10 protein-coding genes and 1 riboswitch are annotated in these 13,915 nt (G+C 37.5%); all 10 genes read right to left on the bottom strand.

From position 1 onward, the window contains the following. Positions 1-20: 20 nt before the first annotated feature. Positions 21-1,499, bottom strand: coding sequence for an alkaline phosphatase family protein (locus HZI73_RS08515; RefSeq protein WP_212697823.1), 1,479 nt, complete (start codon positions 1,497-1,499; stop codon positions 21-23). 19 nt (positions 1,500-1,518) lie between these two features. Next, positions 1,519-3,099, bottom strand: a complete 1,581-nt coding sequence (locus tag HZI73_RS08510; RefSeq protein WP_212697822.1) for a molybdopterin-dependent oxidoreductase — start codon at positions 3,097-3,099, stop codon at positions 1,519-1,521. Continuing rightward, a complete protein-coding gene (locus tag HZI73_RS08505) occupies positions 3,096-3,602 on the bottom strand; it encodes an FMN-binding protein (RefSeq protein ID WP_212697821.1) in 507 nt (168 codons plus the stop codon). Before HZI73_RS08505 ends, HZI73_RS08510 begins: the two co-directional genes overlap by 4 nt. A gap of 181 nt (positions 3,603-3,783) precedes the next feature. Further along, positions 3,784-3,902: riboswitch (molybdenum cofactor riboswitch) on the bottom strand. A 470-nt stretch (positions 3,903-4,372) separates the two neighbouring features. Beyond that, positions 4,373-5,551, bottom strand: coding sequence for a sugar ABC transporter permease (locus tag HZI73_RS08500; protein ID WP_246552414.1), 1,179 nt, complete (start codon positions 5,549-5,551; stop codon positions 4,373-4,375). Positions 5,552-5,561: 10 nt separating this feature from the next. After that, positions 5,562-7,079 carry a sugar ABC transporter ATP-binding protein gene (locus HZI73_RS08495; protein ID WP_212697819.1) on the bottom strand — a complete coding sequence of 506 codons (1,518 nt, stop codon included), beginning with the start codon at positions 7,077-7,079 and terminating at the stop codon, positions 5,562-5,564. Between the two features lie 158 nt (positions 7,080-7,237). Then, positions 7,238-8,380 carry a sugar ABC transporter substrate-binding protein gene (locus tag HZI73_RS08490; protein ID WP_246552413.1) on the bottom strand — a complete coding sequence of 381 codons (1,143 nt, stop codon included), beginning with the start codon at positions 8,378-8,380 and terminating at the stop codon, positions 7,238-7,240. A 289-nt stretch (positions 8,381-8,669) separates the two neighbouring features. Beyond that, entirely contained in the window at positions 8,670-9,722 is a 1,053-nt protein-coding gene (locus tag HZI73_RS08485; protein WP_212697817.1) for a sugar ABC transporter substrate-binding protein, read from the bottom strand. A gap of 59 nt (positions 9,723-9,781) precedes the next feature. After that, positions 9,782-11,377: a response regulator transcription factor gene (locus HZI73_RS08480; RefSeq protein WP_212697816.1), complete on the bottom strand. Its 1,596-nt coding sequence runs from the start codon at positions 11,375-11,377 to the stop codon at positions 9,782-9,784. A gap of 9 nt (positions 11,378-11,386) precedes the next feature. Further along, positions 11,387-12,865 carry a sensor histidine kinase gene (locus tag HZI73_RS08475; protein ID WP_212697815.1) on the bottom strand — a complete coding sequence of 493 codons (1,479 nt, stop codon included), beginning with the start codon at positions 12,863-12,865 and terminating at the stop codon, positions 11,387-11,389. Further along, entirely contained in the window at positions 12,849-13,886 is a 1,038-nt protein-coding gene (locus tag HZI73_RS08470) for a sugar ABC transporter substrate-binding protein (RefSeq protein WP_212697814.1), read from the bottom strand. Before HZI73_RS08470 ends, HZI73_RS08475 begins: the two co-directional genes overlap by 17 nt. Between the last annotated feature and the right edge of the window lie 29 nt (positions 13,887-13,915).

The raw sequence follows: 13,915 nt of genomic DNA, 5'->3' as shown, positions 1-13,915 counted from the left end.
TTCCCTGCACTCCTCTCTCCTTATTGTCCACCATCTAAGATAATATAGGGTACCATTAAATCTTCAACTCTAAACTCACCGTGGCTGCCACCGTCAGCTGTATCGTGCATGCCATGGTCTGATACGATAATCACTTTACCATGCCAATCTTTAACCAATCCTTGAACATAGTGATCGACTACTTGTATTTGTGCCATCACGTCGTCGTGGATATGTCCTACTCGATGGCCCACTTCATCAATACTGTGAAAGTGTATCAGGGCTAAGTCATGGCTCCCATCCAGTAATGTTTTAGCTGCTGTATGATAGATTTCATCATCCGTATAGCCATCCTTGTTGTGATCAATATTAAGTATGGGTTTAACAGAAGTATTTAATATGGAAGCATTCCCTTCTATAAGGACACTTTTTTTATGCAAGGCTTCTGCTTTGTCAAAAATAGATGCCACGTTTAACTCTCTATAACTACGATCGACTACACCATTCACATAGGGCTCTTTCCCAGTAATCATAGCTGCAAATCCAGCATTGGTTACGGGTTTATAAACAGTGCTTGCTTTTTGTACCTCTTCGACCTGAGACAAAAACAAATGTGGCAGATGGTTTTTCATATGGCTATACTGCGCATATGAAAAACCATCTAGAAATAATATCAATACCTTCTCATTATTTTCTAGAAAGTGGAGTGTATCATAATAGGTATCCATAACTGAGTGATTGGGCGGATTCACCATAAGCCCCTTTATATCTCTAACATAAGTACATCCATCTTGTGTCATATAATTCACCTGGTTTTGTCCAATGTCAATGTAGCCTTCAACATCTGTTGCATACCTATGCTGGCCTTCTTCATTCATTATGAGCAGATGATGTCTATCATCTGTAATGATGCTTGTTAATGGGATTACTTTCTTTTCCTGCATCACACGGACACTTACCGTCTCACCATTCATTTCATAGCTGGTGTCTCCATCATGATAAGGGTATACCTGATAAGTCTGAGTAAGTAACTCACCCATGGACAGATGTAATGTTTTATCCTGATGGATAATATTAAGACCCTTGGTATGGTTAGGCGGCTCTGTTTCTTCCTTAACGATAATGATTTCCTTGATATGTTTTATGCTGCTGTTAACAGGATGCTTTTCTGAAACATATACCCATTCATTCTGTGTGGCATAGCCTATGTAAGTATCACGTAGTGTATCCCCATCCAACCGAACCATAAAACCATCTTCTGCTTTTAGTATTACATCAAATGAAGGGTAGATGACATGATATGAGCTAATGAAATCATATAGCTCCACGGCTTCTATGGTTGCATCCTTATAGGAAATGTTTGATTTATCAAGCTTCCCCCATTCCTCATGAAGACTTATCCACTCTTCAAGATCACCTATCACTTGTAATGAAGGCAGCATTGCTTGGTGTTTTTCACATGCCGTTAATACCAATATGCATAATATACTTAAGATACCTATTCTTAGCTGTTTTCTCATCACCCATCTCCAACTCTCATCATTTAACGATTATTTTGCTTACACCTTTCACCCACGTACTTGCATACGTTGTGTTTTGTACCAATTGAACAAGATTATCCGGGTCTATAAGAGGTACTTCATTTTTAGCCACAGCTAATAGGGTCTCTTCATCCACATCCTCTTTGGATAATTCAATTTCGAATCCATCCTTTGCTATAATGACCAAGGTATTAAAATCTTCCACTTTCAAAAAATACAATACATCAAGGACTCTATAGCCTTCCCAGTCCTCTTCATTTTTCTTATCATCTTTTACTCGTTCTGTATGGAGTTGTGCCCTTTCAAGCTTTCTCTCGGCTCGATCCTTTGTCAATTCAAAACTGCCGTCACTTAATCCCTCCACTGTTATTGTCCAAGGTATTTCCTGATTATCCGATGATGTCTCATTCTTCTTCGTATCATCCTTTACTGCTCTATCTACGCCATTGGCATCATCACTCACTTCAATGGATAATATGCCCTTTACTCCTGTTGATTTTGGCAGAGACTTATCAAACATAACGCCATATTGACCGGAATCATCTAAATAAATGATGCCCCGATTAAGATGGTTCTTGCTAATCTCCACTTGATAACCATCACCCGATGTGAAGACGTAATCCTCACCAGTTAAGCCTACTTTATCCATAAAAATATCCAGTGAGGTCCCCACCTTGCCACTCATTGTTCGTTGTTCTAATAAACCAATACCTTGTGAAGCGGAAGCAAACAAGGTATCCCCTATTTTCAAGGTGAAAATATGTTTCACATGCATTCCTTTTGGTAGATCGGGAACTGTAAAAAGAGGTATATCCTTTCCTGTGGTCTTGATATAGCCTTTCATCAGCACATCCATATCTTCTGATTTCTCAAAACCATCCGATGCCATAAAATGACCCAAATCAACGTCTTCCTTGGCATAGGCATTCAAGAGATCCGCTACTTTAAAGGCTTGGTCTTCACTGTCATAATAGGTGTAGATATCTGATTGTAATTGTTCAGCAGCTGTTTCCAGTATAATCACCTTTTTGGGATCCATGGTATTAGATGGTAGGCTTGTATCATTTTTTTTCACAAATACTATTTCATTCAGGTTTGCTACAAAGTACATAGAACGCACACCATCTATTGCAACTCTTAAAGGTTGTTTCTTCTCATCCAAATACGTACCATTATAGGCATAAGCAAGTATAATATCTTTTTCTTGCAGTATCTCTGATGTGACATCAATGGCATAACCATCACCAGCAATAAAGCGAATCACACTAAAATCTTTCTGTGAGATTCCTTTTTCGCTCAAGATGGTATCCAGTATAACACCTGTTACCTTGTCCACGGACTCTTCACCACTGGAGGAAAGATGCTTAACATCTCGTGTCACAGATTCCATGGCATAAATATCATTATAAACGACTGAAAACTCATGGTCTAACCCAGAAAAGAGAAGCTCTCCTTCATAAGATAACCCCTCTTTAGATATCGAACTGCTTCCAGCCTTATCTGCTTGTTGACACCCTGCTAACAGCATACATAACATCAGTATTACCCCTATTTTCACCACACAATTCCCTCTATTCATCGTATCCCTCCATTCTCTTCTAAACATGTATTAATACCTTCTACAACCGCTTTTGATGTCACGGTCGCACCTGTAATAGCTACTACATCCCCCGGACGTTCCTTCTTCATCTTGACTACCTGAAGTTTGTGGGTTACTGGCAGCATAAGCCTCTTTAAAAACCATGCTTCCTCTACATACCCCCCATAATCTTTTGTTTCATTTTGATATAGAATATCTACTTGCTCTATGTCTTCCTCACTAAGCACCACATACATCAAAATAACATCCTCATAACCTTGATTAACAACCATATACCCCGTTTGATTATTTTGAAGATCATATACTCTCAAAATTTCATCACTTTCACTTTTTTCTATCCGTTCATTGTATGTTGCATCATAGTCCTCCAATAGACTAGCGAATCTATTCTCATACGGATTTTGTGGTTCTTTTCTGACAATTTGTCCTATACCTATACCACACAAAATCATGATTAACCCCACTACGAAATATTTTTTCATAAGCCTCTCCTTCACTTTGATTAAGACACATAAAGCATACCGCAAAATGTATTTATCCATTAGGTATGTATTCTTAACGCATATGAAAAATGCTTCTATTCCCTGTCCTATATTCAAGGACTTTTCTATAAAATAAAAAAGCCACCTAACAAAAAAGGAAGCCCGAAATAAACCATAATAGTCTTAAGGTTTCATCATTCCTTTCCACAACGGGAGGCATAACCTTTTCAAATTACACCCTATCGGTTTAAAAATCATGCACGCATGTTTAGATAAATAAACTCGGAATTCCATCTATTATTAAAATTTAAATCCGTCCGTTAACCATGTTAACAAACACGCTAACCTTACTCCTCATTATATAAGACCCAACCTATCCCGTCAACCAATCCACACCTTCATATTGATGATATACATCCTACAAATATTACACCACTCCAACATACAATACCCCTAGCCCCATCTATCACCCTAGTCGATGAATAGGTATTAAAAATCAGTGATGTTTAATCCTGCTTAGAAAACCTTAGCAAATGAAAAGATAGATTCCGTTAAAAAACTTAATTGTCTGAGCTTGCGAGTTTTAAGTTTTAGGAAGCTATCTTGGAATGCGCTCTAGTTGTTCTTAGCAGGATTAATCTGAACAGATTTTTAATACCTATTCATCGACGGATGTCTTGCCCTACACTCATCTAGACCAACAAATAATGAGTAATCCTCTAAAACACAACAAAAAAGGGCCTCATCAGCCCTCTTATAAAACATGAACATTAAGCTTTTTTCGAACGCATATTCCTTGTCTTCACATCAAACACAACCGCAGCCACAAGCACCAATCCACGAATAATATATTGATAAGAAACACCTACATTCATCAAATCCATTCCCTTAGACAAAGATGCCATAACCAACGCACCAATAATGGACCCTGTTACCTTACCAACACCACCAGACGCTGACGAACCACCAACAAAAGCACCTGCAATGGCATCCAATTCAAACCCCATACCAGCTGTAGGTGTTGCCGACTGTAACCTGGCGGTAAACAAAAGACCCGATAAACCCGATAACATCCCCATGGAACCAAACACAACAAACGTGATAAATTTCACACTAATACCGGATAACTCAGCCGCCTCTGGATTACCACCAACAGCATAAATATGCCGACCTAACGTGGTATTCTTAGTCACAAAATTATAAATCACAACCACAATGGCAACGATAACAGCCGTCCAAGAAAAACCTTTAAAACTGGCTAACTTCCATATAAAATACATCACAATGGCGGATACAAACACTAACTTAGCTATAAAAATAGGTAATGTACTTACCCGCAACCTATAAGCTACCTGTTTATGACGATTCCTAATTTCCATGATGACATACAAAAGAACAACTGCTACGCCAATAATAATCGTTAGCACATGCAGATGATCATTGTTAAATAAATCTGGAATATAACCATTTCCTACAGCATTAAAAGCATCACTATCTGTAAAAATCGTGGCACTATTGGTGGTACGAATCAATAATCCTCTAAAAATGGTCATGGCTGCAAGTGTTGCCACAAAAGCTGGAATCTTAATTTTTGCAACCAGAGTTCCTGTCCATACCACCCCTATTAGAGCGCCAAGTATGAGCACCACTGGAAAAATTAAGTAGAGTGGCATGCCAACCTTAGAACTTAATATAGCCGCTACAGCACCTAAAAATCCAGCGATATAGCCTACGGACAAATCAATATGTTGAATAACAATGACCAATGTCATCCCCACCGATAAAACGGCAATATAGCCCGTCATATCAATCAGGTCAGATATGACCCTTGGGGTTATGAATAATCCATTTGTCAGGGTTGTAAATATAAGGATAATGATGGCAAGTGCAATGTACATACCATAATCTCTTATATTGTCTTTTATTGCTGATGTTAAATCCTTAAACATGTTCATCCTCCTATACTGTTGCCAATTCCATGATATTTTCTTGAGTAGCATCTTCAATGCTAAGTTCTCCTGTCATCTTACCTTCTGCCATAACATAAATACGATCACTCATGCCAAGGACTTCTGGTAATTCTGATGAGATCATAATGACACTCAACCCTTTTACAACCAGTTCATTCATAATGGTATAGATCTCATATTTTGCCCCAACATCAATACCTCTTGTAGGCTCATCTAGAATAAGAACATTGGGTTCAACAAATAACCATTTGCCCAAAGCAACCTTTTGTTGGTTGCCGCCACTTAGACTACTCACTTTCTGTTCAATGGAAGGGGTCTTGATATTTAAAGATTGACGATATTGTTCTGCCACTTTAATCTCTTCGTTTTTATTCACAACCCATGCATCAGAAATTTCCTTAAGATTGGCTATCGTAATGTTTTGCTTCACATCTTCAATGAGAATTAAACCATTCCCTTTCCTATCTTCTGATACATAAGCTAATCCATTTTTTATGGCTTGTTTCGGACTTTTAAGCACTTTCTTCTTATGGTTAATCTTCAGTTCTCCTGATAATTGATAATCTCTTGAATTACCAAAGATACTGTGGGCGAATTCTGTTCTACCTGCACCCATCAATCCAGCAATACCTACAATCTCACCTTTTCGAATATTGAAATTCACATCTTTTACCACGTATCTGCCTAATTTCCTGTCAAAGGCGGACCAGTTATTGACCTCCAGCTGGATATCTCCAAAATTCTTGGTTTCTCGTTTAGGAAAAATATCATTGATTTCTCGTCCCACCATGTATTTGATAATATCCCGTTCGTTAACTTCACCTTTTTTCGCATCCAGAGAACAAATGGTCTGTCCATCTCGAAGCACCGTTACTGTATCAGCAATATGGATCACTTCTTTTAATTTATGTGAAATCATGATGGACGTTACCCCTTGCTTTTTCAAGTCTTTCAGCAGTTCCAATAAGTTATCACTATCATCTTCATTAAGAGCCGCTGTAGGCTCATCCAATATGAGTAATTTTACATCTTTGCTCAGGGCTTTAGCTATTTCGATTAATTGTTGTACACCAACACCAAGGTCGATTATTTTTGATGCTGGATGTACAGCAAGCTTTACCTTCTTCAGCATTTTAGCTGCTTCTATTTTTGTATCATGCCAATCAATGACACCATTTCTCTTGATCTCATGGCCAAGAAAAATATTCTCATACACTGTCATTTCTGGTATAAGGGCAAGTTCTTGATAGATAATGGCAATACCTTTGCTTTCACTATCACTGATACCTTGAAAATGCTGTACATCACCATTAAACACAATATCACCCTTATAATTGCCTTTGGGATATACACCACTTAAAACCTTCATAAGTGTTGATTTTCCAGCTCCGTTTTCACCGACAAGGCAATGTATTTCTCCTTCTTTCACTTGGAAATTTACATTATCAAGAGCTTTAACACCTGGAAATTCTTTTGTAATATTTCTCATTTCTAATATATTTGCCATGACATAGCTCCTATCCTATATCTATACAGTATAAAGGGCTGTCTTAAAAAGCAAACAACATCTATATTCCAGTGAAATACCTCTAGATGACGATGGATAGCTTTTTGAGACAGTCCCTTTATGATCATTCAGGGGTTTTTATTTAATCTTATTAAAACTTACAGTCCTTTGAATTCAGAAGCATTGTAATATCCTGATTCAATGATGGTATCTTTTACGTTATCCCCCGTCACCGTGATGACTTTAATATCTTTTGCTTTAACGTCAACTTTACCATTATCATAAGAACCATTGGTTTCAATTGTTTTACCATCTAATACACTTGTTGCAGTTTCAATAGCACCTGCTACAAGGCTTCTCACATCTTTTAGAACAGTCATGCTTTGTTTCCCATCAATGACATATTGAATGGATGGAATCTCTGCATCTTGACCTGTTATATAGATCTCAACGCCATCTTCTTTTGCAAATTGGTCATAGATGGCACGTGATGTACCGTCATTTGGTGCTAAGATGAAGGTCTTACCTTCTGGTGGAGCCGCTGTAATGTGTGACTCTGCTTTTGACTTAGCAACTTCTGGTTTCCAATCTGTCGTAATCTGCTCGATAATTGCGCCCATCTCTTCACGTGTTAAAGTGGCTTTGTCTTTATACTCAACCGCCTTGGAAGAGTTTTGTACCACAAATGTACCGTCTGCAATCTTTGGTTGTAAAGCGTTCCATGCACCTTCAAAGAATAAGAATGCATTGTTGTCTGTAGCTGCACCTGCGTATAAGTATAATTTTTCACCTGTTCCACTGGCTTGTTCCACAAGGTATTGCCCTTGTGCTCCACCAACAGATACAGAGTTAAACGTTACATAGTAATCCACAGCATCTGTATTCGTTACAAGTCTATCGTAAGAGATAACCGTAATGCCTTCTTCTTTTGCTGCTTCAACCGCCGCAGCTGCTGCTGCACCATCGTGCGGTGTGATAATAAGTACTTTAATACCTTTGGAGATTAATGTTTCAACATTTTGCTTTTCTCTTGCTGAATCACCTTGGCTAAAAAGTATTTCAACGGATTTATCTGTACCATCTAAAGCAGCTTTGAATCTTGCCTCATCTTGTACCCAACGTGGTTCTTCTTTTGTTGGAAGTACAATACCAATATCCACCGTGCCGTCCTGTTTTTTATCCCCATTGTTATCATTTGTTGCAGAAGTGCCTTCTGATTGTTTATCATCTGTTTGACCACATCCTGTAATGGTACTAACTGATAATGCTAGTATTAAGCATAACACCAATAACTTTTTCATTTTTAAATCCTCCATTTTTTGAAATAATAAAGTTGAAGTACATCAACAAGTATAGCGCCAAGACAGGTTGAATACCATGACTGTGAGGAGGAGAAATCTGTACATTTTTAATTTTTTTATATTGATTGTAATGTCCACCACTAAGAATTTAATCTTAAGTTTGTTCAGAGAAAATTTTAACCTTAAATCTGTGCTAATGCTCAAAGTATCATAAACCAAAAAGGGTGTCCCATAAGAACATGTTGATATGTTCTCATAGGACACCCCTTTATGGCTCTACTAAGTATCGTTAATTTTCTCTATAAATATCTTCTCTTTGATGAAAGGCATCATTTATAACTGTTTCTTCTAGTGTGTCAATGGTCACGGATAATACATCCAATTTAATATACGGTACATCGTATGAACCATTGTTAATGGATTCATCTGTTTCTATTGGTTTCCCATTGACTAAATCGATGGCCAGCTCAACAGCTGATTCTGCTAATAATCGAATAGGTTTATAGACTGTCATATATTGGGTACCTTCAACAATACGTTGACAGGCACTAATATCGGCATCGTGACCAGCCACGTAGATGCTGCCACCTAGGCCCTTCTCGGATAAGGCTCTAATTGCGGCTTCTGCCAGACGGTCATTGGCACCAATGATGGCATCTATCTGCATCTTGTCATTTAATGCTTTCTGTACAATATCGTAAGCATATTCTTCTCGCCACATATTCGCCCACTTGTCTTCAACGATGTTAATAGCCCCTGATGCAATAAATGGTTCAAGAACACCCATGTAACCGTCTCTGAACATGAATGAATTATTATCATCTGGTGAGCCATTAATGATGATATAATTCCCCTTTGGTACAACTTTTGTCAATTCTATTGCTTGGAGTGCACCTACTTTGTTATTGTCGAAGGATATATAGGCATCCACATCTGCATGATTAATCAGCCGGTCGTATGCAATGACTTTAATGCCTGCCTTTTTGGCTTCCCCAATGACTTCCTTCAACCCATTTTTATCATAGGGAATAACAACCATCACATCCACCTGTTTCTCAATAAGTAAACGAATCTGTTTGATTTGCGTTGCATTGTCTTCATTAGCGTTATAGACGATAACGTCCACATCTTGTTCTTTTGCTTTGGCCTGGAAAATTTCTTGATCTCTTTGCCAACGCTCGATGACCAAATTATCGGCACAAAAACCAATGGTGATTTTGCCATCATCTTCTATGCTGTCTTTTTTTCGAAAACCATAGACCAGCATGGCAATAAGACTCAGGCATAGGATTACAGTTATAAACACCCCATACATATGCAACTGTTTTTTACCTATTTTCATGATTACCCCACCTTCTTACGATTATAAGCGCATGTACCATGTCTGGCTCTATCATGATTTTATTTATATTCCGTTGGTGATACACCAACAAGCTTCTTAAATAAGCGGCTAAAATAATTAGGATCATTATAACCAATTTGATAACAGATTTCTTTAACAGAGTATTTATGGGTTCTAAGCATTTCTTTAGCGATATCAATTCTTTTTTTACGTACGTATTCTACAAAACTAAGTCCTATTTCATCTTTAAATATCTTGCTAAAATATTGCGGACTTACCGATACCTCTTTGGAGATGTCAATGAGGTTAAGGTCTTCCCGTAGATGTGCATCGATATAGTTCCTGGCATGTAATACCACTTTTGATATATGCTTACCTTTTTTACTTTGTACCTGTTCTGATATAAAACTGACTTTTCTCAGACACCAATTTTGCAGTGCTACCATTGATTCCAGTCGATTTAGTTCATTCAGATAACTGGAATAGCCAACAATTTCTTCTTGCAGGTCGTTCCGATAAGAGCAGCTAAGAACCATTACCATGAGTTCAAGAATGGTATTGCGAACATCTACCATATCACCATGAAATTTTTTATTGATTTTATTGAAAAACGATTTCATAGCATTAACCAGCTGCTCTTCATCACCTAACTCAAGAAGTTTGATGATACGATTTTGATCTTCTTTAATATCAATATACGTGTAATCGTCACTGGAACTATCCTTTTCTGATATATCATTAATATGAACAATGTGCTCATCGGTAATCCTGTTGAGACTAAACATAGCCTCTTCTAGGGAATTTTTACTCTTTTCAAGTGCGTAACAGGAACCAATACCAATGTAGATATTACTATCCACTAGCTGTTTGATAGCGTTGTAGATGGCATCGGCTAATTCGAATGCTTTTATTCTCTGCTCATATTCAGAGTCCATATGATTTTCATAGACCAAAACCGTCATTTGATTCACTATCATGGGGCCTACAATACATTTGCATTTGTATTTGATGGCGCTTTGGACTTTCGGGTAAAAGGATTGTCCTTTGATGCCTGTACCAATCTTATTTTGAAGCTCCGAATGTTTGCCTTCCCCAAACTCGATGACCATGACATAACCCTTTTCATTCTTGACCTCAAACAAGTCTTGGTATTTGGTTAATTCATCGCGATAATCCGTGTTGAGTAATAAGGAATAGATAAAGCCGTGCTCTAAAACAGGAATGATCTTCTCTATTTTTTCTCTGTTTTCAATCTCACGGAGACGTTGTTTCCGTTCCACCGTAATCTCATGGATAATCTTATGCAATACTTCTGTTACCTTGTCTGGGCGAATGGGTTTTAGAATATAGTCACTGACACCAAGCTCAACAGCTTGTTTGGCATATTCAAATTGCTCATAAGCAGAAATAATCACGAATCTTGTATCGATATGCCGCTTCTTAATGGCTTCTATAGCTTCTATGCCATTAATACCCGGCATCTTAATATCCATGAATACGATGTCTGGATAATGTTGTTCACAAGCAGCTATGGCTTCACGACCTGAACTGGCTGTTGCAACCACTTCTATGTCTTCAACGGTATCGTGAATCAAAAATTTTAACCCATCTAAAACAATTTGCTCATCATCTACTATGATTAATCGGTACATCATTTGCCTCCATTACATTTCATGTGGCAGGCGGATGGTTATTTTAACACCTTCGTTTAATCTGCCTTCCATGGTCAATATATCAGTTCTATGAAAATACAATGCTAATCGGTCCCGGACATTACGGATACCAATGCCTTCCTCTTTATCTTGACTGATATCATGGGCACTATGGGTACCCAATATTTTTTCAATTAAGGCATCATCCATTCCTCTCCCATTATCTTCTACGGTAATAAGTACTTCATGAGCTAGATGCTTTGTTGCCACCTTAATGGTACCGCCTTCTTCAAGACCACTAAGCCCATGTATATACGCATTTTCTACCAGTGGTTGAAGAATCAGAGGAGGGACTTTCCTATGAAGGGTCAAAGGGTCTATTTCTAGTTCAAATTGTATCCGATGACCAAACCTTACCTTCAGTAAATCATAATAATCCGATATGTTTGTCACTTCCTCTTCTAACGTACAGGTAGAATCCATTTTTTGAATGTTATACCGAAACAGTCTGGACATGCTCTCTAAAAATTGCCCTGTTCGGGTTGCTCTTTCCATAATGGACAGTTGAACACCTGCATTAATGGTATTGAAAAGAAAATGGGGATTAATCTGAGACTGAAGGGCATATAATCTAGCATTATCTAGAAGGTGCTCCATCTTCACATTTTTTAACTGCTCATCTTTCAGTTTGGATTCTGTTTCAGCAATAATCTTCACTTCAGCTACATATTCTCGAATATTATGCTTCATCTTATCGAATGCAATGGCCAACAACTGAAACTCATCTTCCATTTCCAAGTGAATGTCCTCTGTATCAAAATTTCCTTTTGAAATTTCCTCTGCAACGTGGGATAGCTGACGAAATGGTTTGACCATTCTTGACGTAATTAAGTAGACAATCAATAAGGATATAATAATTAAGTTGATGACAATAATATACGTAATGGTCTGTAGTAGATGGGTCTGGTTTACAAGTTCAAGATAAGATTTTGAATTTCTGGACAGTTGTATAGCGTTAAGCCCATCAATGTATTCAAAAATAAAGGTCTTTATGTGTTTACTTTTTTCGTAACTTTCATCATATCTGGTTACATTTCTCTGCCGTTTGTATGAGATGGCATCTCGTCCTTGATCAATATATTCCATGGAGAGATTTCTAATGTTTTTCATCAGCACATCTTCCATACTATAGAGATGCTCATAATCCCCTTCTAATAAATGGGTAAGTTGTTGTTGATTGATGTTAAAATCATTTAACCTTGTTGAACTTTTGGAACTTAAAAAACCCAGTAAATCATCATCCAGCTCTGAGATGACAGATTGTATGTCCGATAAGTAAATATGCCTTTCAAACATGGTTTCAATTTGTCCTCTGTATCTTTCCATGATGAACAAGGCATAGACACTGAGTATTGTCATAAGCAAAATAACGCCTAATGAATAAACGATTAAATGATTCTTAATTGAACTGGCTCTATTCCTTCTCGTCAAGTGTATCACTCATTTCACTGATATAGTCAAGGACATTTGTTTCATCAATCAAACGTATATCTGTATTGATGTAACTGGACACAAATTGATTGGTTCTGTATTCAATAAATGCCTCAATGGCTTGTCGTCCTATATCTTCATGGTCGGTGACAATTGAAGCTTCAATAATATTACCCTTTTCAATATACGCCATGATTTCTGCATCATTACCATACCCTACAAGAACAACATCGTTCACCAGATTATTATCAATTAAGACTTGCACAACCCCTAATGTATTTTCACCATCTGTACAAAAAATACCATTGATATCGTTACGACCTAATAAAATTTTTGTCGCTGCTGTTTCAGCACTTAGAACGCCCTGCTCTGTGTATTCTATTTTTTCCAGAGAAAGATTGGGTTGGGATTTGAGTACTTCTCTTAATCCAAGCAACATCATTTCCTCGTTAATGGTTCTGTCCTTGCTATAACTTTTTTGATCAATGACGGCTATTTTACCCCCATCATGGAGTAATCGCGCAAAACTTTCACCTGCTAATTGTCCAATATCGTAGCGGTTAACGCCAACATAACATATTCTTGAGCTTTTAGGTACATCTTCATCAAGGGTGATAACTGGAATACCCAAGTCACTGATTTCTTGAATTTTGCTTGCCATTTTCTCGTCATTAAAAGCATGAACAATGATACCATTCACCTTCGCATATTTGGCTTTGTCCAAAGCAGCGATAACATCGTCATCATAATTCGTTCGATCAATCTTGTTAATCTCTACAGCAATTCTATAAGTAGCAGCTGTCTCCAACAATCCTTTTTCAAATGCTTCGTCATAGGTCTGATTGGCATCATCAATGATAACCATGATATGCTCCTTGGCTCTCTCTTTAGAATCCCACAAATAGTCCCCTTTTGATGATTTCGTTATTTCATTTGATATAGCAATACCAGCTATTAATGAACCCATTAGTATAACAACCAATATAAGAATAAGACCATAAATAAGTCTTTTATTATCCATGTAAACACTCCTATTCTATCATACCTTTT

Origin of the sequence: Vallitalea pronyensis (genome assembly GCF_018141445.1) — a bacterium.
GTDB classification, from domain to species: Bacteria; Bacillota; Clostridia; order Lachnospirales; family Vallitaleaceae; genus Vallitalea; species Vallitalea pronyensis.
The sequence above is the reverse complement of the archived record's forward strand: the minus strand, read 5'-3'. Positions and strand labels throughout refer to the sequence as shown.

Excerpts from the sequence above, each read along its gene's own strand:
- HZI73_RS08515 (WP_212697823.1), bottom strand. The coding sequence starts at position 1,499 with ATGAGAAAACAGCTAAGAATAGGTATCTTAAGTATATTATGCATATTG.
- HZI73_RS08510 (WP_212697822.1), bottom strand. The coding sequence starts at position 3,099 with ATGAATAGAGGGAATTGTGTGGTGAAAATAGGGGTAATACTGATGTTA.
- HZI73_RS08505 (WP_212697821.1), bottom strand. The coding sequence starts at position 3,602 with ATGAAAAAATATTTCGTAGTGGGGTTAATCATGATTTTGTGTGGTATA.
- HZI73_RS08500 (WP_246552414.1), bottom strand. The coding sequence starts at position 5,551 with ATGTTTAAGGATTTAACATCAGCAATAAAAGACAATATAAGAGATTAT.
- HZI73_RS08495 (WP_212697819.1), bottom strand. The coding sequence starts at position 7,079 with ATGGCAAATATATTAGAAATGAGAAATATTACAAAAGAATTTCCAGGT.
- HZI73_RS08490 (WP_246552413.1), bottom strand. The coding sequence starts at position 8,380 with ATGAAAAAGTTATTGGTGTTATGCTTAATACTAGCATTATCAGTTAGT.
- HZI73_RS08485 (WP_212697817.1), bottom strand. The coding sequence starts at position 9,722 with ATGAAAATAGGTAAAAAACAGTTGCATATGTATGGGGTGTTTATAACT.
- HZI73_RS08480 (WP_212697816.1), bottom strand. The coding sequence starts at position 11,377 with ATGATGTACCGATTAATCATAGTAGATGATGAGCAAATTGTTTTAGAT.
- HZI73_RS08470 (WP_212697814.1), bottom strand. The coding sequence starts at position 13,886 with ATGGATAATAAAAGACTTATTTATGGTCTTATTCTTATATTGGTTGTT.